Source organism: Armatimonadota bacterium, assembly GCA_031459855.1.
GTDB lineage: Bacteria > Sysuimicrobiota > Sysuimicrobiia > Sysuimicrobiales > Humicultoraceae > Fervidifonticultor > Fervidifonticultor primus.
This window is the reverse complement of record JAVKHP010000001.1, coordinates 1444207-1466250: the sequence shown is the minus strand read 5'-3', so window position 1 is coordinate 1466250 and position 22044 is coordinate 1444207. Positions and strand designations below refer to the sequence as shown.

At 72.2% G+C, this 22044-nt stretch carries 16 protein-coding genes and 1 other RNA gene; 13 read left to right on the top strand and 4 right to left on the bottom strand.

The window, feature by feature from the left end; all coding sequences use genetic code 11:
- Positions 1-26: 26 nt before the first annotated feature.
- Both QN157_06665 and QN157_06660 read right to left on the bottom strand, forming a co-directional pair.
- The gene (locus QN157_06665; protein MDR7555277.1) at positions 27-3146 is read right to left on the bottom strand and encodes a tetratricopeptide repeat protein; all 3120 of its coding nucleotides are present in this window, start codon (positions 3144-3146) and stop codon (positions 27-29) included.
- Positions 3147-3354: 208 nt separating this feature from the next.
- Entirely contained in the window at positions 3355-5085 is a 1731-nt protein-coding gene (locus QN157_06660) for a long-chain fatty acid--CoA ligase (GenBank protein ID MDR7555276.1), read from the bottom strand.
- Positions 5086-5361: 276 nt separating this feature from the next.
- Here QN157_06660 and ffs point away from each other — a divergent pair.
- Positions 5362-5627, top strand: an RNA gene (gene ffs / locus QN157_06655) — signal recognition particle sRNA large type.
- A 359-nt stretch (positions 5628-5986) separates the two neighbouring features.
- Here the strand turns inward: ffs and QN157_06650 are convergent.
- Complete coding sequence (locus QN157_06650) at positions 5987-6952, bottom strand: 2-dehydropantoate 2-reductase (GenBank protein MDR7555275.1); 966 nt, start codon at positions 6950-6952, stop codon at positions 5987-5989.
- Positions 6949-9444 carry an ATP-binding protein gene (locus QN157_06645; GenBank protein ID MDR7555274.1) on the bottom strand — a complete coding sequence of 832 codons (2496 nt, stop codon included), beginning with the start codon at positions 9442-9444 and terminating at the stop codon, positions 6949-6951. The genes QN157_06650 and QN157_06645 overlap by 4 nt, the downstream gene beginning before the upstream one ends.
- 101 nt (positions 9445-9545) lie before the next feature.
- Here QN157_06645 and QN157_06640 point away from each other — a divergent pair, with 101 nt between their 5' ends.
- From QN157_06640 to QN157_06585, 12 genes are all read left to right on the top strand, one after another.
- Entirely contained in the window at positions 9546-10625 is a 1080-nt protein-coding gene (locus QN157_06640; GenBank protein MDR7555273.1) for a hypothetical protein, read from the top strand.
- 108 nt (positions 10626-10733) lie between these two features.
- Positions 10734-11837, top strand: a complete 1104-nt coding sequence (locus QN157_06635) for a hypothetical protein (protein MDR7555272.1) — start codon at positions 10734-10736, stop codon at positions 11835-11837.
- Between the two features lie 71 nt (positions 11838-11908).
- A complete protein-coding gene (locus tag QN157_06630) occupies positions 11909-13255 on the top strand; it encodes an amidohydrolase family protein (protein MDR7555271.1) in 1347 nt (448 codons plus the stop codon).
- 332 nt (positions 13256-13587) lie between these two features.
- Positions 13588-14289: an SDR family oxidoreductase gene (locus tag QN157_06625; GenBank protein MDR7555270.1), complete on the top strand. Its 702-nt coding sequence runs from the start codon at positions 13588-13590 to the stop codon at positions 14287-14289.
- A 171-nt stretch (positions 14290-14460) separates the two neighbouring features.
- Complete coding sequence (locus tag QN157_06620; protein MDR7555269.1) at positions 14461-15384, top strand: cupin domain-containing protein; 924 nt, start codon at positions 14461-14463, stop codon at positions 15382-15384.
- 53 nt (positions 15385-15437) lie between these two features.
- Positions 15438-16676 (top strand): amino acid ABC transporter substrate-binding protein, encoded by a 1239-nt coding sequence (locus tag QN157_06615; GenBank protein MDR7555268.1) that lies wholly within the window; start codon positions 15438-15440, stop codon positions 16674-16676.
- Between the two features lie 180 nt (positions 16677-16856).
- The gene (locus tag QN157_06610) at positions 16857-17735 is read left to right on the top strand and encodes a branched-chain amino acid ABC transporter permease (GenBank protein MDR7555267.1); all 879 of its coding nucleotides are present in this window, start codon (positions 16857-16859) and stop codon (positions 17733-17735) included.
- Complete coding sequence (locus QN157_06605; GenBank protein ID MDR7555266.1) at positions 17732-18859, top strand: branched-chain amino acid ABC transporter permease; 1128 nt, start codon at positions 17732-17734, stop codon at positions 18857-18859. The genes QN157_06610 and QN157_06605 overlap by 4 nt, the downstream gene beginning before the upstream one ends.
- The gene (locus QN157_06600) at positions 18852-19595 is read left to right on the top strand and encodes an ABC transporter ATP-binding protein (protein ID MDR7555265.1); all 744 of its coding nucleotides are present in this window, start codon (positions 18852-18854) and stop codon (positions 19593-19595) included. Before QN157_06605 ends, QN157_06600 begins: the two co-directional genes overlap by 8 nt.
- Positions 19588-20295: an ABC transporter ATP-binding protein gene (locus QN157_06595; protein MDR7555264.1), complete on the top strand. Its 708-nt coding sequence runs from the start codon at positions 19588-19590 to the stop codon at positions 20293-20295. Before QN157_06600 ends, QN157_06595 begins: the two co-directional genes overlap by 8 nt.
- A 1-nt stretch (position 20296) precedes the next feature.
- Complete coding sequence (locus QN157_06590) at positions 20297-20773, top strand: Rid family hydrolase (protein ID MDR7555263.1); 477 nt, start codon at positions 20297-20299, stop codon at positions 20771-20773.
- Positions 20774-20943: 170 nt separating this feature from the next.
- A complete protein-coding gene (locus QN157_06585; protein MDR7555262.1) occupies positions 20944-21798 on the top strand; it encodes a DUF6282 family protein in 855 nt (284 codons plus the stop codon).
- Positions 21799-22044 lie beyond the last annotated feature (246 nt).

Genomic DNA, 22044 nt, shown 5'->3' with positions numbered 1-22044 from the left:
AGTAGATGCGGCCGCAGATTCTCGGGCTACTCCGGGGCGGGCCCGCGGGGTGCCCCTCGCGCGGCCGCCCAGGCCGCGATCTGGGCGCGGGACGAAAAGCCCAACTTGCTCAGGATGTGCTGCACGTGGGTGGCCACCGTGCCGGCGCTGACGTACAGGGCGCGGGCGATCTCCTGGTTCGTCATCCCCCGGGCGATCAACTCCGCCACCTCCAGCTCCCGTGGGGAGAGCGGCCCGGGTGCCCGCCGTCGGGCAGGCGTCGCGGCGGGTTCAGGCTCCTCCGCCAGGAGCTCGCCGATCAGGACGTCCACGGGCGAGGTCTGGCCCGCCTGCCAGGCGGCGTCGAACCTCCGCTTCCCCAGCATCGCGCGGACGGCGGCGACGCTGCGCTCGTGGCGAGGTCGGTCCGCCGGTCCCAGCGGCGTGCCCAGCCTCTCGCGCAGCGCCGCGGCGGCGGCAAACAGCTGGGCGGCCTGCTCGCTGCGTTCCTGGGCCGCGGCGACGCCAGCCAGCCCTTCCAGGCATTCGGCGATGCCCCACCGGTCCCCGACCCTGACACGCAGGGCCAGGCTGTCCTTGAACAGCGCCACCGAAGCCGGAAGGTCGCCCTGCAGGCGGGCGACGGTGCCCAGGCTGCCGAGCGTGTAGGCGACTCCCCAGGTGTCGCCGATCTGCTGAAACAGGACGCGGCTGTGCTCGAGTGCGGCGGCGGCGCCGGTGTACTCGCCGCGGTCGCGGGCCACCAGCCCCTGCAGGTGTCGGGCGAACGCCTCGCGGGAGACGTCGTTCAGCCGTCGCGCGACCGCGAGAGACTCCTCGCTCAACGCGGCCGCCCGCGCGATGTTGCCGCGCTCGCGCTCGACCATCCCCAGCGCGTACAGCGAGGCTGCGATCCCCGAGTCGTCCTGCAGCCGACGGAACCGCTGCAGGCTCTCCTCATGGAGGGTCGCCGCCCGCTCGTGGTCCCCCCGCAGCCGCAGGATGGTCGCCACGCCGAGCAGGGACGTCGCAACCCCCCAGTGATCGTTCACCTCGGTGAACAGGGCCAGGCTCTCTTCGATCAGCGCCGCCGCGCGGGCGTAGTCGCCGTGGGAGCGCGCCACCATCTCCTGCAGGAACAGGGCGTTGGCCATCCCCCACCGGTCCCCAAGGTCGCGGTGGATGCGCAGGCTCTCGTCGCCGTACTCCGCGGCCCGCTCGAACTCGCCCTGGCGCCAAGCCAGCACGCCGGCGGCGTGCAGCCCCCGCGCCCGGATCCGGGGGTCCCCTGCGCCCGCCGCGCGCAACGCGCGTTCCAGGCAGGCGCGCCCCTCCTCCAGGTAGCCCCGCACGTACCAGAACCACCACAGGGCGGTGGCCAGCCGCAGGGCCGCCGGCCCCTCGCCCTGTGCAAGGGCCCAGGCCAGCGCGGCACGGAGGTTGTCGTGCTCCCGCTCGAGCAGGACCAGCCAGAACCTCTCCTCGGGTCCATGCAGACGGGCCGCCGCGTGCTCGGCCAGCGCCAGGAAGTACGCGGCGTGATAGCGCTGGATCCGCGACAGCTCCCCGGTGGCGGTGAGCTGCTCGACGCCGAACTCTCGTATCGTCTCCAGCATGCGGAAGCGAGGTGCCTCGTCGGTCTCCCGCACCACGAGGCTGGCGTCCACAAGGGCCGTCAGGGCGTCCACGGCCTCCCCCGGCTGATCAGACGACCAGCACACCGCCTCTACGCCGTCGAGGGTGAAGCCGCCGACGAAGACGGCCAGCCGCCGCAGCAGGGCCTGCTCGTGCGGCTGGAGCAGCGCGTAGCTCCAGCCGACCGCCGCCCGCAGCGTCTGATGCCGCGCCGGCAGATCGCGGCCGATGCGGCGGAGGAAGTCCAGGCGATGCTGCAGGCGCTGCGCGACGGTGTGGACGGGCAGCAGCTTCACGCGGGGAGCGGCCAGCTCAATGGCCAGGGGGAGGCCATCGAGCCGGCGGCAGATCTCGGCCACGGCGCGGGCGTTGGCCTCGGAGAGCGCAAAGTCCGGGATGACCGCCTGGGCCCGGGACACGAACAGCGCCACCGACGCGCAGGCGGCGAGCGCCGGCACCGCCACCGGGACGTCGGCATCAGGGACCGGCAGCGTCGGGACGGGGAATTCCCGCTCCCAGGACAGGTGCAGTGGCACGCGGCTGGTCGCCAGGATCTGCAGGCCTGCACACGCTGCCAGCAGCTCGGCCACCTGCGGCGCGCCATCGACCAGGTGCTCGACGTTGTCGAGGACCAATAGGAACGGGCGGTCGCCCAGCGCCTCGGCGGCCCGCGCCAGCGGCGGTTGCTCCGCATCCGCCAATCCCAGCGCACGCGCGATCACGGCGCCGATCCGTCCGGGGTCGCTGACGGGCACGAGATCCGCCAGCGCCACCCCGCCCGCGAACGCATCCTGCAACCGGGTCGCCGCTTCCAGCGCCAGGCGAGACTTGCCGATACCCGGCGCGCCGGTGAGGGTGAGCAGTCTCACGCCCGCGCGGATCGACTGCACCACCGCCGAGAGCTCGCGGTCCCGCCCGATCAGCGGGGTCGGCCGCGCGGGGAGGGGCGCTGGGCGGAGCGGGTCGGGGGCGGCACCGGACGACGCCGGCGGAGAGAAGTCGGCGGGCAGATCGGCGGCGGTGATCAGGAAGAGGCGCTGCGGCCGCTTGAGATCTTTCAGCCGGTGCTCGCCGAGATCCCGCACGTCGATGCCCTCCGGCAGGCCCGCGGCCACCAGGTCGCAGGTCGTCTGGGAGGCCAGGATCTGCCCGCCGCGCGCCGCGGCACAGATCCGGGCCGCGCGGTGGACGTCGATCTCGGCGTAGCCGCTCTCGGCCGGCAACGGGTCTCCGGTGTGCAATCCCATCCGCACGCGGACGCGGGCTCCCCCCGGCCAGGCGTGCTGGGCGATGAGGCGTTGCGCGGCCACCGCCGCCAGCAGTGCGTCCAGGGCGCACGGGAAGGCGAAGAGCAAGCCGTCGCCCGGGGCCTCGAGCTCGCGGCCCCCGCACTCGGCGCAGGCCTCGCGCAGCAGGCGGCGGTAGTCTGCCAGCACGCCGACGTGCCCGGCGTCCCCCAGATCCTGCCACGCCAACGTCGATCCCTCGATGTCCGTGAACAGGAAGGTGACGGTGCCGCTCATCGTGGCCATGGGATCCACCAGGACCACACAGAGTCGCCCGCGAGCGTGAGCCGGAGTTCCACTAGCATTTGCTGGACTCCTGCTCGTTGCAGGTCACTGAAGGTCCAAGCGCCGAGGTCGGGCACCGGCTCGCCCGGAACCCCCAGCAGAGCCTGTTCGGTCCCTCCTCGAGCCTGCATGTTGAATGCGCGATTTGACGATCAAGACGAGTCGGCTCCTAGGTCTCCTCGCCTTCATCCGCCGCAGCCCGCGCTTCTTCTCGCTCGCGGATCGCGCGCCGGAGGGCCTTGCCCAGGAGCGTCTTGGGAATCTCGTCGACGATCTCGAAGCGACGGGGCACCTTGTACGCCGAGAGGTGGCGCGCGCAGTGGTCGTACAGCTCGCGCGCAAACATCCGGGGGTCCACCCTCTCCCGGGGCACGACATGGGCCACCAGCATCTCGCCCCGGATCCGGTGGCGCACCCCCACGACGGCCGCCTCCTGGACGTGGGGATGGGCGTAGAGCACCTCCTCGACTTCCCGGGGGAAGACCTTGAACCCACCGATGTTCACCATGTCTTTCTTGCGATCCTCGAGGAAGAAAAAGCCGTCCTCGTCCATGCGGGCGATGTCGCCCGTGTACAGCCAGCCGTTGCGAAGCGCCCCCGCCGTCTCCCCGGGCTTGCGCCAGTAACCTTTCATCACCTGCGGGCCGCGGATCACGAGCTCGCCGAGCTCGCCAGGAGGCAGGTCGCGCGTGCCAGTCTCGGCGTCGACGATCTTGGCCTCGGTCGACGGCACGGGGAGGCCGATGGAGCCCACCTTGCGCGTGCCGTGGATGGGATTGGCGTGGGTGAGCGGCGAGGCTTCCGAAAGGCCGTACCCCTCGACGATGCGTCCGCCGGTCAGCTCTTCGAAGCGCCGCTGAACCTCGCCAGGCAGCGGGGCCGCGCCGGAGACGCACGCCCGGATCGACCTGAGGTCGTAGCGCTCGACGCCCCGCATCTGCGTGATGGCCAGGTACATGGCGGGGACACCGGGGAAGATCGTGGGCCGGTAGCGCGCCATCGCCTCCACGACCGTCTTCGCCTCGAACAGGCGCATGAGCAGTACGATCGTGGTGGCGGCGAGGGCGACGGCCACGTTCAGGCACACAGTGAGCCCGAACACGTGGAAGAACGGCACTACGGCCAGGATACGCTCGGCGCCTTCCCGGAGATCGGGGAGCCAGGCTCGGGCCTGCAGGGCGTTGGCCACGAGGTTGCGGTGCGTGAGCATCGCGGCCTTGGGCACACCGGTGGTGCCGCCCGTGTACTGCAGGACGGCGACCTCGTCGGGGGCAACCGCCGGACGCTGTGCGAGACGGGGAGCCTGCAGTGCCGTCGCGAACGGCACGACGCCTGCCGTGGCTGGCACCACGTCGCCTTCCTTCCGTGCCCGGCGCCACCCGTACAGCAGGCGCCAGCGCAGCGGGAAGAAGTCGTGAAGGTTGGTGAGGAAGACCGTCTCCAGCGCCGTGTGCGGTCGCACCTCGCGGAGCTGGTCGTAGAGCCGCGACAGTCCCACCGCGAACCGCGCGCCGGCGTCCTGCAGGACGAACGCGAGGTCCCGGCCCTTGTAGAGCGGATTCGTCTGCACGAGGATGCCGCCGGCCTTCCAGATGCCAAACGCGGCGACCACGTACTGCGGGCAGTTGGGCAGGATCACCGCCACGCGATCGCCGGGCTGCAGGCCATGGGCGACGAGGGCACGGGCGAAGCGGTCGGTGAGCTGGTCCAGGGCAGCGTACGTGAGGCGCCGGTCGAACCTGGGCCCGGCCTGGATCAGCGCGACGTGCCGCGGAAACCGCCGGGCGCTCTGGTCGAGGAACCCGTGGACGGGATGGTCAGGGACCTGGATGGTCCACGGCACGCCGGGCTCGTACCAGCGGTACCAGGGGTAGCCCACCAAGATCCCGCTGTCCGCCACCGCCCCCGCCCCCTGCTCGCGACCCGTCCCGGATAAGCCATGCCCCCGGTGCACCAACGGCGTGCACGGAGGCCACTCCATCAGCCGGTGGTGGGAGGTGCCGTCCGAGGACGTTCGCGGCCGGCCAGGGGCTTCCTGCGACTCGGGGCCGTCCCGGCGCGCGCCGACCGCGGCCCGGGACGACGGCTCTCCACCGGGCTCCTGCGCTCATGGGCATCCGCTGGCGCGACAGCAGGTGCCCGCGTCTCGGGCGTTGCCGTGCTATGATGGATGCGGCCGTGCTAGGCGGGGAGCTAGCGGTTCCCTGTACCCGCAAGCCGCTACAGCGGGGCTGAACTCCCACCCCGAGGCGTCGTCTCGTGGGGTCAGGCCCGCGCGCGCAGCGACGACGGCCGGGTCCTGTGCAACGGAAACTGACCAACCCCGCCAGGCCCGGAAGGGAGCAACGGTACGTCAGCGCTTCCGTGTGCCGCAGGGGCACCTGGCCTGAGCCAGCGGCGCGGACACCGCCCGGGGGACGGTCGTCGACGGGGGGTGCACGGCCACTGTTCGGCTGACCACGACGGTGCGCTGTAGGCGCGGCGACGCCTTCTGCCCGCCGGTGCTGCGTCGGCCATCCGCAGGTGATGTGCCGATGCCTACGCCGCGCGGGTGGACAGCACAAGACAACGCCGGTGTCGTTTCGGCTATCCGCCGGTCATGCGTTGATGCCTGCGCCGCGCGGGTGGACGACAGAAGACGACGCCGGGGCCGCGTCGGCTGTCCGCAGCTGGCGAGAGAGACCGGTGATCGCCGAAGACGTGCTCCTCGGGCCGCAGGATGGCAGCGCGTTGCGGCTGCAGCTGGCGAGAGAGACCGGTGGTCGCCGACGGCGGCGGTGTCGCGGCCACCGCGCGCGGGCCTACCCTGGCAGTGGCGCTGTCATCGATCCGTCGGAGCCGAGGGCACCTGTGGCCAGCAGGTGGTGCGGGAGCAGCGCCGCGTACACGGCGGCAGCGGCCGGCGTGGGAATGCGCGCGTCCTGCCCGTAGCGCACCAGGGTCCCGTGCAACGCCTCCACCTCGAGGCGCTTCCCCTGCGCCAGGTCGGACGCGAGCGACGACGAGACGTGGGGCTCGAGGCGCGCGGCGAGCGCCAGGTGGCGCTCGACGAGGTCGTCGGGCAGGTGCACGCCGCGGGCGCGGCCCACAGCGGTGGCTTCCTCGAGGAGCTGGCGGAACATCGCCCACGTGGGCGGACAGGCGCGGAGCACACCCACCGGCAGGCGGGTCACCGCGGTCATGCCGGCCTGGGCGCAGATAAAGGCGTACTTGATCCACTTCTCGCGCAGGATGTCGTCGGTCGTCTCGACGATCCACCCTGCGTCGCGACACGTGGCCGCAAGGCGCTCGACGCGAGGGCTGGCCCCACGGGGCCACGCGCCCATGACGACGCGTCGCGGCCCGCCGGTCTGGGCGATCGTACCCGGAGCCGCGATGGTGGCGAAGACGTAGGCCGTCCCGCCCAGGATGCGGTCGGCGCCGCAGACCGCGGCCAGCACGTCCTCGTTGTCCACCCCGTTCTGCAGCGAGAGGATCACGGTCTGGGGCGCCAGGCTACCGGCCAGCGCCTCGGCGGCCACGCGGGTGTCGAACGACTTCACGGTGAAGAGCACCAGGTCGGCCGGCGGCGCCTGGGCAGGCGTGGCCACCGCGCGCCCCGGGCCGAAGAACTCGCCGTCGGCGGCCTGGACGCGCACGCCGCCCTGGTGGCGCAACGCCTCGAGGTGGGCGCCGCGGGCCACGAAGGTGACGGCATGCCCCGCCCGCGCCAGGAGGCCGCCGTAGTAGCCGCCAAGGCCGCCGGCGCCGACGACCGTGACGTTCATGGCCGCGCCGGCGGGTCGGGTGCGTTGCGCTCGGCCTCCTCGCGGCCCTCCTCGCGCCCCTCGTCGCGGCCCCGGGCGAGCGGGCCGAAGCGGCGCAGGCGGTCGGCGAGCTCGCCCAGCCGCTTGCTGACCAGGGCGTTGAGCGTCCCGTCGGGGAAGGCGCCGGTGGCATCGGCCTCGCCGGCCGGCATGCCGGTCAGGACCTCCAGCCCCTCGTCGATGGTCCGCACCGCCCAGACGTGGAACTGCCCCGCGCGGATCGCCTCGGTCACCTCTTCGTTCAGCATGAGGTTGGGCAGGTTCTGGTAGGGGATCAACACGCCCTGCCGCCCGGTGAGCCCCAGGGCCTTGCACGTGTAGTAGAACCCCTCGATCTTCTCGTTGACGCCGCCGATGGGCTGCACCTCGCCCTTCTGGTTGACCGAGCCGGTCACGGCGATCCCCTGATCGATGGGCACGCCCGCCAGGTCCGAGAGCAGGGCGTACAGTTCGGTCGAGGAGGCGGAGTCGCCCTCGACCTCCTCGTAGGTCTGCTCGAAGGTGATCGACGCCGACATGGAGAGCGGCCGCTGCTGGGCGTACTTCCCGCCCAGGTAGGCGGCCAGGGTGAACACGCCCTTGGTGTGGATGCGGCCCGACAGCTGGGTCTCGCGCTCGATGTTGACCACGCCGCGGCCGCCCACGTAGGTGCGGGCGGTGATGCGCGTCGGACGCCCGAAAGCGTAGTCGCCCAGCTGCAGCACTGACAGGCCGTTCACCTGCCCCACGACCGCCCCGTCGACGCTGACGAGCAGCTGCCCCTCGCGGATCAGCTGCCGGATCCGCTCCTCGATGCGGTTGCTGCGGTAGATGCGCTCCTCGATGGCCCGGCGCACGTGGGCGGCGGTGACCACCGCGGCGCCCTCGCGTCGGGCCCAGGCCGAGGCCTCGTAGAGGACGTCCACCACGTCGTTGAACCGCATCGAGAGCCGCCGCTGGTGCTCGGCCAGGCGCGCGCTCTGCTCCAGCGTGCGCGCCACGGCGGTCCGATCGAAGGGCAGCAGGCCCTGGCGCCGGCAGATGGTGCCCAGCGCCTGGCAGTACTGCACCATGGTCTCCGGCGTCCGCTCGATGTCCACGTCGAAGTCAGACTTGATCTTGAACAACTTGGCGAAGTCGTCGTCGAGGAGGTAGAGCAGATGGTAGAGCAGCGTGCCTCCGATGACGACCACTTTCACGTCGAGGGGGATCGGCTCGGGGCGCAGGCTGGCGGTGGGCACCAGGCCGTACTGCTCGGCGATGTTCTCGATGCGGACCTCCCGGCTCTTCAGCGCGCGCTTGAGGGCCTCCCAGGCCAGCGGCGCCAGCAGCACGTCCCGCGCCTGGAGGACCAGGTACCCGCCATTGGCGCGGTGCAGCGCGCCGGGCTTGATCATGGTGAAGTCGGTGACCAGCGCGCCGAACTCGCCGCGGTACTCCACCTTCCCCAGCAGGTTGTAGTAGGTGGGGTTCGACTCGAAGACGACCGGGGCGCCGGTGGTCTTGCTGTGGTCGATGAACAGGTTGACCCGGTACCGGGTGAAGTCGGGCCGCCGGAACGGCAGCGGGAGCGGGGGGTGCGGCTCCCCGTCTTCCTTGAAGTCGTCGTGCCGCTCGACCACGTCGGCCAGGAACGCGTCGAGCCAGGCCACGATCTTGGGGTGGTCGGCGTAGCGCTGGCGCAGGGGCTCCAGGGCGACGCTGGCCACGCTGCGCACGGCCGACCGCTCCAGATCCTGCAGGGCCTCGCGGGCCTCGCGTTCGATGGTGCGGACCTTCCGGGTGGCCTCCGCCACCGATTCCTGCAGCGCGCGGGCCCGGCGCTCGAGCTCGTCCCGATGCGCGGCGCCCAGTTGCTGCAGCTGTTCGTCGGCCAGGGGGTCGCCCGAGGGGCCGACCGGGATCGTCACGATCCCCATGGGCGTCCGCTGGAGGGCGAAGCCCAGCCGGCGCGCCTCCTGCTCCAGCTCCCGCCAGATGGCCCCGGCCCGCTGCTCGAAACTGTGCAGGAGCCCGCTCCGCTTGGCCTCGAATGTTTCGCTGGCGAACAGCTTGCGGATGCTATCCTTCAGCTCCTCGATGAGGCGGTCGACATCGCGCCGCAGCCGGCTGCCTTCCCCGGGCGGCAGGCTGATGGCAAGGGGCTGATCGGGCTGCTGGAAGTTGTGCACGTACACCCAGTCGGAGGGCACGGGCTGCGCCGCAGCGATCCGCGTGACCTGGCTGAGCGTGTAGGTCGTCCGGCCGGTCCCGGTGGGTCCCGAGACGAAGATGTTGTACCCGGGCTGGGGCACCGAGAGGCCGAAGTCCAAAGCCCGCACCGCCCGATCCTGTCCCACGATGCTGTCCTCGATCGCCAGGCCGGCGGTGGTCTCGAAGGGCAGGTCCTCGGGGGCACAGGTCCACCGGACCTGGTCGGCGGGAACCCGGTGCCGGGCGCGAAACTCGTCACCATGCGTGGTCTGCTGCGACATCCCTCATCCCTCGGGTGCTGTCCTGTGGTCCGTCTCGATCCTGCTGGGGCAGGGCCAACCCAGCATGCCCAGTATATACACGATCGCGGGAGGACACGACCATGATGCGAACGCGGACCCTGATCGCGGCCGCCGGGCTGCTGCTGGCGGCCAGCCTGCCCGCCGCCAGGGCTCAGACGCCGTACTACGCCGGGAAGACCGTCGAGCTGGTGGTGCCCAGCGCCGTGGGCGGCGCCACCGACATCCTCAACCGGTTCCTGGCCCCCTACCTCGAGAAGCACATCCCCGGGAATCCCACCGTGCGCATCCGCAACATGCCCGGGGGCGGGAGCATCCTGGGCGGCAACTGGTTCGCGGCGAACGCGAAACCCGACGGGCTCATGCTGTTCGCCAGCACCGTGTCGTCCAAGGTGGCGTACATGATGGAGAACCCCGCGGTGCGGTACGACTTCCGGCGCATGCGGCTCGTGGCCATCAACGGCAGCGGCGGGGTCTTCTATGCGGCGCCGCGGGCCGGGGTGCGGCGGGCGGCCGACCTCCCGAAGGCGACCGACCTGACCTTCGGCAGCAACTCGCCGCCCGGGGCCACGGTGCCAGCCCTCCTGGCTTTCGAGCTGCTGGGGATCGCCCCCAAGGTGGTCTTCGGCTTCGAGTCCCGCGGCCCCATCCGCCTGGCCTTCGAGCGGGGCGAGCTCTCGCTGGACTTCCAGGCGTCGTTCGTCTACGCCTCGCAGGTGCTGCCCCTGGTGCGCGAGGGCAAGGCCGTGGGGCTCATGACGCTGGGCTTCATCAACGAGAAGGGCGAGATGGTCCGCGACCCGGCCGTGCCCGACCTGCCCACCGTCTACGAGGTCTACCAGCAGCTCTTCCAGAAAAAGCCCGACGGCCTCCTGCGCTGGAAGGCCTTCCGCGCCCTCGTGGCCGCCTCCTGGACCTACGGCCGCGGCATCTGGGCCCCCGAGGGCACCCCGCCCGAGGCGCTGCGCACCCTGTGGGAGGGCATCGACCGCATGAACGCCGACCGTGAGTTCCAGGACCAAGCCCGCAAGCTCATGGAAGGTTACCCCCTCTACCGCGGCGACCGCGTCGAGGCTCAGGTCCACCGGGCCCTGCGGGTGACGCTGGACGTGACCAGGTACGTACGCGATCTGTTGCGGGAGAAGTACGGCCAGACGATCTGAGGCCGCCCCTTCCGGACTGACGCCGGGGGCGCCGTCTGCAGCGCACCCGGCACCGCGCACGGCGCGGGCGGCGTTGGGAGGGGCGAGACATACGAGGAGGTGGACGCTGTGGCGAACCCCGCGGCACGCCGGAGGGTACGACACACCGCCTGGCTGATCGCCGTCCTGGCGCTCGCCCTGTGCGCGAGCACGCCGGGCGGCGCGCAGGCGCCGTTCTACGCCGGCAAGACGATCGACCTGGTAGTGCCCACGGCCGTGGGCGGCGCCACCGATATCCTCAACCGCTTCCTGGCCCCCTACCTCGAGAAGCACATCCCCGGGAATCCCACCGTGCGCATCCGCAACATGCCCGGGGGCGGGACGCTGCTGGGGATGAACTGGTTCGCCGCCAACGCCAAGCCCGATGGCTCCATGCTGCTGGCGAGCACGGTGGCGTCCAAGGTGGCCTACATGCTCGGCAACCCCGCCGTGCGCTACGACTTCACACGCTGGCGCCTGGTGTCGATCAACGGCTCCGGGGCGGTGATCTACGCGTCGCCGCGGGCCGGCGTGCGCACCGCCGCCGACCTGCCCAAGGCCACGGGCCTGGTCTTCGGCAGCAACACCCCACCCGGGGTCGAGCTGCCGGCACTCCTGGCTTTCGAGCTGCTGGGGATCGCCCCCAAGGTGGTCTTCGGCTTCGAGTCCCGCGGCCCCATCCGCCTGGCCTTCGAGCGGGGCGAGCTCTCGCTGGACTTCCAGGCGTCGTTCGTCTACGCCTCGCAGGTGCTGCCCCTGGTGCGCGAGGGCAAGGCCGTGGGGCTCATGACGCTGGGCTTCATCAACGAGAAGGGCGAGATGGTCCGCGATCCGGCCGTGCCCGACCTGCCCACCGTCTACGAGGTCTACCAGCAGCTCTTCCAGAAAAAGCCCGACGGCCTCCTGCGCTGGAAGGCCTTCCGCGCCCTCGTGGCCGCCTCCTGGACCTACGGCCGCGGCATCTGGGCCCCCGAGGGCACCCCGCCCGAGGCGCTGCGCACCCTGTGGGAGGGCATCGACCGCATGAACGCCGACCGCGAGTTCCAGGACCAGGCCCGCAAGCTCATGGAAGGTTACCCCCTCTACCGCGGCGACCGCGTCGAGGCCCAGGTCCACCGGGCCCTGCGGGTGACCCTCGACGTGTCGAAGTTCATCAGGGACCTGATGCGCGAGAAGTACGGACAGGTGATCTGACGCGCCCGGGGCGCCGCGCGAGCGGGTCGAGGCGGGGCCGGGCGCCAGTATCCGCCAAGGGGGGAGCAACGATGACAGCGCGCCGCACGCTCTTGCAGGGCGGGTGTGTGCTCACGCTCGACCGGCAGATCGGCAACTTCCCGCGGGGGGACGTGCTCATCGAGGGCTCGCGCATCGCCGCCGTGGGGCCCCACCTTGCGGTCGCAGACGCCGAGGTGATCGACGCCTCCCAGATGGTCGTCATGCCGGGCTTCATCGACACCCACCGCCACTGCTGGGAGGGCATCCTGCGCAACATCGGCACCGACGTGCCGCTGGAGGGCCCGGTCAGCTACCTGGCCTTCGTCCTGAACACCCTGGCGCCCGCCTACCGCCCCGAGGACGTCTACGCCGGCACCCTGGTCAGCGCCATCGGCTGCATCGACGCCGGCATCACCACGGTCCTGGACTGGTCGCACATCCAGACCACCCCGGACCATACCGACGCGGCGGTCAGCGCGCTGCGGGAGTCGGGCATCCGCGCCGTCTTCGCCTACGGCCGTCCCTGGTTCGAAGCGCCCAAGCCGGAGCACCCCACGTGGATTCGCCGGGCGGCGGCGCAGTACTTCGCGTCCAAGGACCAGCTGTTGACCCTGGCCCTGGCGGTCTTCGGCCCCGAGTTCGACTCCCTGGAGGGCTGCCGGGCGGACTGGCAGCTCGCCCGCGAGCTCGACGCGCGCATCACCGCCCACGTGGGCGTCGGCACGTTCGGCCGCCACGGCAAGGTGGGCGCGGTGGGCCAGACAGGGCTGTACGGGCCGGACACCACCTTCATCCACTGTTGCACGCTGCAGGACGCCGAGGTCCAGCTGATCGTGGACTCGGGCGCCACCGTGTCGCTGGCCTGCCCCGTGGAGATGATGATGGGGCACGGCATGCCGCCGATCCAGCGGTTCCTGGACCGGGGCCTGCGGCCCAGCCTGAGCGTGGACGTCGAAACCAACGTGCCCAACGACATGTTCACCCAGATGCGCGCCACGATCGCCCTGCAGCACGCCCTGGTGTTCGAGCAGCGACTGGCCGGCAACGAGGCCGCACCCGCGCCGATCACCACGCGCGACGTGCTGGAGTACGCCACCGTGGAGGGCGCGCGCGCCAACGGCCTGGCCGACCGGATCGGCACGCTGACGCCGGGCAAGGACGCCGACATCATCATGCTCCGCATGGACCGCCCCAACGTCTTCCCCGTCAACGACCCGATCGGCGCGGTGGTCTGGGGGATGGATACCGGCAACGTGGACTCGGTCTTCGTGGCCGGGCGCCCGCTCAAGCGCAACGGCCAGCTGCTGGGGGTGGACCTGGACCGCCTGCGGCGGCTGGCCTACGCCTCCCGCGACCACGTGGTGGCCGCCTCGGGGTTCCAGCTGCCGCAGATCTGAGCGGGCCGAGCAGGAAGTCCGCGTGCAGCTGGCTAACAAGTCGGACCGTCTGCTGGTCTGACAGACCCGTGGCGCGGATTGGTCAGGGCGGCCGGGGAAAGAGCGGGCGGTCCGCGTGGCCACGGACCGAACGTCCGGCCGTGGAACGACGCGCGGGCGCGGGCAACAGGCCGTGCGGGGCACAGCACACCCTGCGGGACACTGCCAGGGACCTGTGCCCTGCCGAGGACCTGCGCACATCGACGCGCTGCAGCATAGAGGAGGGCGGGCCGTCGCGGAGAGCGAAGACGCGCGGCCGCACATCGAGGCGCTACGCATAGAGGAGGGCAGGCATGGATCGGGCGGGCGCGGTGGTCGTCATCGGCGGCACTTCGGGCATCGGCAAGGAGGTGGCCAGGCACTACGCGGGGCAGGGCCGCGCGGTAATCATCTCGGGGCGTGACGCTGACCGCGCGGGCGCGGTCGCCCGCGAACTGGGCAGCACCGTCCGCGGCGTCGGCGTCGACCTCACCCGCCCCCACGAGGTGGCGGGCCGCCTCGCCGACGTGGGCCCCGTGAGCGGCCTGGTGCTGGCGGCGATCGACCGCGACCGGAACAGCGTGCGCGAGTACGACGTCGCGGGGGCTCTGAACCTCGTGACCCTCAAACTGGTGGGCTACACCGCCGTCGTCCATGCGCTCCACAGCCGCCTCGCGACCGATGGCGCCATCGTCATCTTCGGCGGTCTGGCGAAGGAACGTCCCTATCCGGGCTCGACCACCGTCACGACGATCAATGCGGGCGTGTCGGGCCTGGTGCGGACCCTGGCCACCGAGCTGGCGCCGGTGCGGGTGAACGCCATCCACCCCGGGATCGTGGGCGATAGTCCCTACTGGGCCAACAACCAGGCCATGCTCGACCGGGTCAAGGCCCGGACGCCCACGGGCCGCCTGGTGCGCATGCAGGACGTGGTCGACGCGGTGGCGTTCCTGCTGGAGAACCCGGCGGTCAACGGGGTCGAGCTCTACGTGGACGGGGGCTGGGTCTTCGGCTAGGGGCCCGGTGGTCGACCCCGGCGGACGACGGCGGACGAGGGCGGAGGTATAACCGCCAGCGGTCCGGGCAGCCGCGGCGGGGGCCGACAGGGACGGGCGCTCACGGGTGATCAGGAGCTGGCGCCGGGCGCGCCGGCGTCACGTCGGAGCACGAGGAGGGTCGACGGCGGGATGCATCGCGTGACACGGATCGACCGCACGCAGATGACCGTGCCGGAGCGCTTCGCGGCGCACAGCACGGGCTTTCGCCGGCAGTCGCTGGTGGACGGGACGACCGGGTCCGTGCACATGGGGTTTGCCGCGTGCGAACTGGACGGCGGCGGGCACGTCGCCGCCCACGTCCAATCGTACGAGGAGGCCATCTACGTGCTCGAGGGTGAGCTCGAGCTGACGCTGCACGGCGAGACCGTGCGCCTGGGCAAGGACGAGGGCGGGCTGATTCCGGTCGGCGCCCTCCACGCCCTGCGCAACCCCGGCGCGCAGCCGTGCACGTGGGTGGAGATGGTGGCGCCGCGTCCCCGACAGCCCGGGGAGCCGGCCGATGTCTTCTTTGCACCGCCCCCGCGCACGGCCGGCGCCCCCCGACGCGTGGACGCCCGCGACCCGCGCTGCCGGTCCTTCTTCCACTTCGAGCTGGGGCAGATGGACCTGGACAGCGCCCGCCGGGGGAGCCGGGTGGACGCTCCCACGGTCTCGCCCAGCATGGTGACGGCGCTGCTCGTCTACAGCGGCATCGGGATCAAGATGCTGGTGGACCAGCGGCAGGACGCCAACCTGCTGACGATGTTCATGGTCGAGTACGAGCCCGGGGGCGTGGCGCACCCGCACGACCACCCGCTGGAGGAGGCCTACCTGATCGTCGACGGGGAAGTGGACGCCGTGGCCGACGGGCAGACCTACCGGCTGCGAGCGGGCGACTTCTTCTGGACCGGCGTGGGGACGATCCACGCCTTCTACAACCGGTCGAACCGCAAAGTCCGGTGGATCGAGACACAGGCGCCGCAGCCGCCGCGGAACCACTCGTACCGCTTCAACCGGGAGTGGGACTACCTGGAGCAGCTGCTGGCGGCGCCATCGGCCACGGCAGGGACGTGAGCACCGACGACAGGCCACACCGCAGTACAGACTGCAGGAGGGGGTGCGTGACCATGCACGTCAGGCACGCGAGCAAGGCAGTCGGACCGTGGGCCGCCCTGGGCGTCGTGCTGGCGCTGGTGGTGCTGCAGGCGCAGACCAGTGCCCAGCCCCGGCCGATCAGGGTCGGCGGGACGCTGCCCCTCACCGGGGTGTTCGCCGCACAGGGCAAGGTGCACGAGGCCGCAGGCCGGGCCTTCGTGCAGATGACCAACGAGAAGGGCGGCCTGCTCGGCCGACAGCTGGAGTGGGTGCTGCTCGACGACGAGTCGCAGCCCGACAAGGCCGCGGCCCTCTACGAGCGCCTCATCACCGAGGACAAGGTCGACCTGATCATCGGGCCGTACGGCACCGCATCCATCACGGCGGCGATGCGGGTGGCCGAGAAGTACGGCTACGTGTTCCCCCACCACACCGCGAGCCTGACCTACGCCTACACCTACCGGCGGCACTTCCCGACGTGGTACGTGGGCCTCAATACCCACATGACGACCCCGGCCAAGGTGTTCGACGCCTACCGCAGCCTGCCGGGTAGCCGACGGCCGCAGACCGTCGGCTTCGTGGTGAACAAGTTCCCCGGCACCCAGTTCCTGGCGTACGGGCGGCAGAACGCCGGCGGGGCGGTGCGCGTCGCCGAGCAGAAGGGGCTGCGGACGGTGCTGGACCTCTCGTTCGACCTCGGCACCACCGACTGGGTGCCGATCGCCCAGCAGGTGCGGCGCGCCAACCCCGACCTCCTCTACGTCGCCGGGTTGGCACTGGACGGCGTGAACCTGCTCCAGGCCCTGGCCCAGCTGGGCTGGCGGCCCCGACACCACTTCCACCAGTGGCCGTCGCCGGGCGCGATGCTGGCGGCGCTGCCACTCACCGACCGCGCCACCAGCGTGACGATCTTCGTGCCCCACGAGCCCTACCTCTCGTACCCGGGGGCGCGGGACTTCGTCAACCGCTACCGCGCGTGGGCCAAGGCCACCGGGCTGGCCTACAGCGAACCCGACGTGCAGTCCGCGGCCTCGTGGTCGGCCTGGCAGGTCCTGACCTTCGGGGTACAGGAGTGCCGCTGCCTGGACCACGCGACGATCGCCGAGGTGCTGCTCTCCAAGCCCGTGCCCACGGTCCAGGGCATGCTGCGGTTCGACCGGCAGCAGCAGAACTACGGCGACGACATCCAGGCCGTGATGCAGATCCAGGACGGCCGGTGGTGGGCGGTCTGGCCGCAGTCGATGGCCGCGGAAGGCCGGCAGCTGCGGTGAGGGCCGCGCGCTGCGGCAGGGAGGTCACCGTGTCCGTCGTGGCCGCCGTCGTACCGGCAGCCCCGGTGACCGCCGCGCGCTGCGGCAAGAGCACGGGGCCGCGCGGGCGGGGAACCGCCCGCGCGGCCCCCGCAGGCGTCCCGTGCGGGTGACGCACCCGGCCGGCTGAGGGCACGTCCCATGCTCGAACTGGTGCAGGCCGGCGCGTCGGGGATCCTGATGGGCGGGTTCTACGCCCTCCTGGCGCTGGGCCTCACGCTGGCCTGGGGGTTCCTCGACACCATCGACTTCGCGCACTTCGCGTTCATCTTCGGGTTCGGGTACGTCACCTACGAGCTCGCGACCCGCGGGATGGACCCGCTGGCGGTGCTGCTGGTGGTGGCGCCGCTGGGCGCTGCCGCGGGTGCCGGCTGGCGCTTCCTGATGCGCCGCCTGCGCCTGGACGCGGCCCGCTCGCTGGTCTTCACGTTCGGGGTCCTGGTGGTCTTCGAGGGCCTCTCCAAGATGGTGTGGACGGCCGACTACCGCCGCATCCCCGTGGCCCAGAACCCCTACGCCGCCGGCGCGCTCGCTCTGGGCGAGCTGGCGCTGCCGATCACCCAGGTGCTGTCGTTCACCGTGGCGATGCTCGTCGCCGTGGCCGTGGCCGTGTGGCTGCGGGCCACGTACCCGGGCAGGGCGCTGCGGGCCGCGGTGTCCGACGAGGAGATGGCGCGGGCGTGCGGCGCCGACGTGGAGCGGCTGCGCCTGCTGATGGCGGCGCTCGGGGGCGCTACCGCCGGGGTCGCCGGGGTGCTGATCGCGATGAACCACGCGCTCTACCCCAACGCGGCCGAGCAGTGGATCGGCCTGCTGTTCGCCGCGGTCATCCTCGGGGGCATCGGCAACCCCGCGGGTGTCGTCCTGGGCGGGATGGTCATCGGCGTGGGCGAGGCCATCGCGCAGGCGCTGGGCGCCACCGCGGTCGCACGGCTGGTCGGCGCCTGCGCGTTGCTGGCAGGCCTGCTGGTGCGCCCGGAAGGCCTGCTCCCCAGCGCGCTGGTGCGGCGGGACGGATGAGGCGGTCACGGGCGGGCTGGGCGATGGGTGCTGCCGTGGCGGCGCTGCTGGCCGTGCCCGTCGCGGTCCACCGCCTGGGCCTGCCGGCCTACTACCTGGTCTTCCTGTACTTCTTCTTCTTCTGGGCGGCGCAGGCCACCAGCTGGAACGTGATCTCCGGATACGCCGGCTACTTCAGCTTCGGCCAGGGCGCCTTCTACGGCGCGGGCGTGTACGGGGCGGCGGTGTTGATCGACCGGCACGGGGTGCCCTACGGTCTGGCGATCCTGGCGGGCGCCGCGGCGAGCGCAGCCGTCGCCTGCGGGATCGGCCTGGTGGTGTTCCGCCTGCGGCAGATCCGCGGGCCCGTGTTCGCCCTGGTGACCCTGGCGGTCGCGGTGGCACTGCACAGCCTGGTGAACAACGTGGGCTACCTGGACGGCGGACGCGGGATTCCGTTGCCCAAGCTCGTCTATCCGTTTGGCCTGGCGGACGTGCAGTTCCTGTACTACGCCGGGCTGCTCGTGGGCCTGGTAGCCGTGGGGATCGGATGGTGGACCTATCGCAGCCGACACGGTTGGGGACTGCGGGCGATCCACGACGACGAGCCGGTCGCGGAAGGCCTGGGCGTGCCGACGTTCGCCTACAAGATGGCGGCCCTGGTGCTGAGCGGCGCCGTCGCCGGCCTGAGCGGCGGGCTGCACGCGCTCCAGGTCCGCTACGTGACGGCCGACGCGGTGTTCTCCCTGCGCGTGCCGCTGCTGGTGATCATGATGTGCGTGCTGGGCGGCCGGCGGCACTGGCTGGGACCGGTGCTGGGCGCGGGCGTGGTGCACGCGATCAACGACCGCCTCAGCGGTCCGGGCCTGGGCACGGTGAGCGAGGTGCTCATGGGCCTGCTGCTCATGGTGGTGGTGGCCGCGCTGCCCGAGGGCATCTACGGCCGGCTGCGCGAGCGCGGGGCCGTGGCGGGGGCGGTGGGGCTGGCGGCCCTGGGGATGGCCGCCGCCGCGGGGACCGGGCTGCTGGACGCGGTGGCCCTCGGCGTGGGCGCCTTCATGGTGGTGCTGGTGGCCCCGGCACGGCTGAGCGGCGGCCGCTGGCCGGCCAGGCGACAGCGAGGGGTGGAGGTCACCGGTGGCTGACCCGCTGTTGCAGGTGCGCGACGTGCGCAAGAACTTCGGCGGCGTGCGCGCGCTGCGGGGTGTGTCGCTGGCGGTCGGCGAGGGCGAGACCGTCGGGCTCATCGGCCCCAACGGGTCGGGGAAGTCGACGCTGATCAACGTGACCGCAGGGTACTACCGCGCTGATGCGGGGACGTTGCTGTTCCGCGGCGTCGACATCACCGGCCTGGCCCCGCACCGCCGGGCCGCCATGGGGCTGGCCCGCACGTACCAGCACCCCCGGCCGTTCGGCTCGATGAGCGCCCAGGACAACGTGGCGGTGGGAGCGCTGTTCGGCGCGGGCGACGGCGGCAGGGCACCGGCGGACGCACAGGGCGCAGCGCAGCGGTGGCTGCACCTGCTGGGCATGGACCGTGCGGCCCCGCATCCCGTGCACCGCCTGACGCTGCAGGAACGCCGCCTGTTGGAGCTCGCCCGGGCGCTCGCGAGCCACCCGCGGATCATCCTCGCCGACGAGGTGCTGGCGGGGTTGACGCCTGCCGAGATCGAGCGGGTGCTGGATGCGATCCGCACCATCCGGGCCATGGGCGTCGCCCTCCTGGTGGTCGAGCACAACGTGAAGGCGGTGCGGACGCTGGCCGACCGGATCGTGGTGTTGCACGAGGGCACGGTGCTCGCGGAAGGCGCCCCCGAAGACGTGCTGCGCGACGAACGCGTGCGCGCGGCGTACCTGGGAAGCCACGGCGGCCATGCTTAAGGTCCGCGACCTGGACGTGCGCTACGGCGAGGCCCGCGCTCTGGACGGGGTGAGCCTGACCGTGGGCGACGGCGAGGTGGTGGCCGTCCTGGGGCCCAACGGCGTGGGCAAGAGCACGCTGGTGAAGAGCATCGCGGGGTGGGTGCGGCCCTGGCGGGGGGTCGTGGAGTTCCTGGACGAGCCCATCACGGGGTTGCCGCCGGAACAGGTGTGCGAGCGCGGCATCGCCGTGGTCCCCGAGGGACGCAGGGTGTTCGCGGACCTGACGGTGCGGGAGAACCTGGAACTGGGTGCGTTCGCCCGGCGGGCGCGCGGTCGGGCGCGCGAGACGCTGGACCAGGTCCTGGCGCTGTTCCCGCGGCTGCGCGAGCGCCTGGGCCAGCGGGCAGGCACCCTCAGCGGCGGCGAACAGCAGATGCTCGCCATCGGCAGGGCGCTCATGAGCCGCCCGAAGCTGCTGCTGATGGACGAACCGTCGCTGGGGCTGGCGCCGGTGATGGCCGACGTCGTGTTCGGGTTCGTGGAGGACGTCCGACGCCTGGGCACGTCGGTGCTCCTCGTCGAGCAGAACGCGATCCGGGCCCTGGCGGCGGCCGACCGCGCGGCGGTCATGGACCGTGGCCGCATCGTCGTCCAGGGCACGCGCGAGGAGCTGTTGCGCGACCGGCAGGTCCAGGAAGCCTACCTGGGGGTGAGTTGACGTGCCCGAGTACGGCATCCCCGTGTTCCCGCCCCATCCGCTGCGGGGCAAGGTGACGATGCCCTACGCGCCCGCGGTGGTGGTCCCGCCCGGGGCGGCGCTGGTCCTGATCTCGGGGTGCCACGCCTCGCCCGTGTACCACCACCACCCGCACGTACCGGAGGAGCACGTGCTGCCGCCGGCCATGCGCGACCAGGCCCGGCGGGTCTTCCAGAACATCCAGCTCTCCCTGGACGCCCTGGGGTTGACCTGGCGGCACGTGGTGAAGGTGACGCGCTACCTCACCGACATGCGCGAGCAGGACGAGCTCAACGCGGTCCAGCGCGAAGTTTTGGGCGACCACCAGGTGGCCAGCACCACGGTGCAGGTGGCGGCCCTGGTGGTGCCGGACGCGCGCGTCGAGATCGAGGCGCTGGCCGTGGCGCCGGCGGACGTCGCGGCGCGGGTCGCGACCGCAGGGCCCGACGGGACGGCCTGAGGCGGCTGGCGATGTGCTGGGGTGCTGCAGCCTGCGTTCCTGTTGCGCACGTTGCGCGCGCCCGGGCGCTGGGGTGCGCCCCGGCTTCCGCGGCGCCTGTCCTCCACGCGGCGCCCGCGGCCGAGGAGCAGGCCGAGCGCCTGCAGGCGGTGCGGGACGAGACCGAAGGGATGATCGACTTCCACGTGCACACCGCGCCCGACAACTTCGACCGCACCGTGGACGCGGTGGAGGCCGCGCGCGCGGCCCGGGCGCTGGGCATGCGCGCGATCGTGCTCAAGGGCGGCGCGTTCGAGACCGTGACCCGGGCGGCGCAGGCTCGGGCCGCGGTGGACGGGCTCCAGGTGTTCGGCGGGGTGGTCCTCAACTGGCCCATGGGCGGCATCAACCCTGCGGCCGTCGAGGCGATGCTGGCGTTCCGTGGCGCCGGCGCGGAGCGGCTGGGACGGGTGGTGTGGTTGCCCAGCATCAACGCCCGCAACCACCACGAGCGGTTCGGCATCGCGCAGCCCGGCGTCGACGTGTTCGACGGTACCCGGCTCGTGCCAGCCATGCGGGAGATCCTGGCGCTGTGCGCCGCCCACGGGCTGGTGCTGCAGACCAGCCACCTCTCCGCGCCCGAGGCGCTCGCGCTGATCCGGGAAGCCCGGGCGGCGGGCGTCGAGCGGATCGTCTGCACCCACGCCGACTACGATCCCATCAACATGAGCATCGAGGACCAGCGCGAGGCGGCCCGGCTGGGCGCCTACATCGAGCACGCGTACATCGGCGTGTTCCTCGGCCCGCAGTCGCCCGTGGAACGCTTCCGCGGGTGGCGCGGGGTGTCCGTCGCGCAGATGGCGGCCGCGATCAAAGCCGTGGGCGCCGAGCGCTGCATCCTGGCCAGCGACCTGGGCGCTTCTCCGTGCCTGACGCCGGCAGAGGGCTTCCTGGCCTTCGTGCGGGAGCTGCGGGCGCACGGCATCACCGACCGGGAGCTGGACCTGATGGGCCGGCGCAACCCGGCCCAGTTGCTCGCGGGGTGAACCCGTGGGGGGCGCGGCAACGAGCGGCACGCGCACGTGGGAAGAGGTTCTGCACGAGGCGAACCCGGAGGCGCGGCATCGAGTAGCGCAGGCGGGCAGATGTCGGCAGCGCCGGTGGGGACGTGCCGCCAGCGGCATTCGCGGCGCTGCGCGGCGAGCGCAGCGCCCGCCGGTCGGGACGTGCCGCAGCCGCCCGTGTCGGAGGAAGACGCCAGGTGCGGAGGGAAGTCTCCTGAGGGCTCGTGT

What these genes read in the sequence shown, in the direction of transcription:
- QN157_06665 (MDR7555277.1), bottom strand. Translation starts at nt 3,146, where the DNA reads ATGGCCACGATGAGCGGCACCGTCACCTTCCTGTTCACGGACATCGAG.
- QN157_06650 (MDR7555275.1), bottom strand. Translation starts at nt 6,952, where the DNA reads ATGAACGTCACGGTCGTCGGCGCCGGCGGCCTTGGCGGCTACTACGGC.
- QN157_06645 (MDR7555274.1), bottom strand. Translation starts at nt 9,444, where the DNA reads ATGTCGCAGCAGACCACGCATGGTGACGAGTTTCGCGCCCGGCACCGG.
- QN157_06640 (MDR7555273.1), top strand. Translation starts at nt 9,546, where the DNA reads ATGATGCGAACGCGGACCCTGATCGCGGCCGCCGGGCTGCTGCTGGCG.
- QN157_06630 (MDR7555271.1), top strand. Translation starts at nt 11,909, where the DNA reads ATGACAGCGCGCCGCACGCTCTTGCAGGGCGGGTGTGTGCTCACGCTC.
- QN157_06625 (MDR7555270.1), top strand. Translation starts at nt 13,588, where the DNA reads ATGGATCGGGCGGGCGCGGTGGTCGTCATCGGCGGCACTTCGGGCATC.
- QN157_06620 (MDR7555269.1), top strand. Translation starts at nt 14,461, where the DNA reads ATGCATCGCGTGACACGGATCGACCGCACGCAGATGACCGTGCCGGAG.
- QN157_06615 (MDR7555268.1), top strand. Translation starts at nt 15,438, where the DNA reads ATGCACGTCAGGCACGCGAGCAAGGCAGTCGGACCGTGGGCCGCCCTG.
- QN157_06610 (MDR7555267.1), top strand. Translation starts at nt 16,857, where the DNA reads ATGCTCGAACTGGTGCAGGCCGGCGCGTCGGGGATCCTGATGGGCGGG.
- QN157_06605 (MDR7555266.1), top strand. Translation starts at nt 17,732, where the DNA reads ATGAGGCGGTCACGGGCGGGCTGGGCGATGGGTGCTGCCGTGGCGGCG.
- QN157_06595 (MDR7555264.1), top strand. Translation starts at nt 19,588, where the DNA reads ATGCTTAAGGTCCGCGACCTGGACGTGCGCTACGGCGAGGCCCGCGCT.
- QN157_06585 (MDR7555262.1), top strand. Translation starts at nt 20,944, where the DNA reads ATGATCGACTTCCACGTGCACACCGCGCCCGACAACTTCGACCGCACC.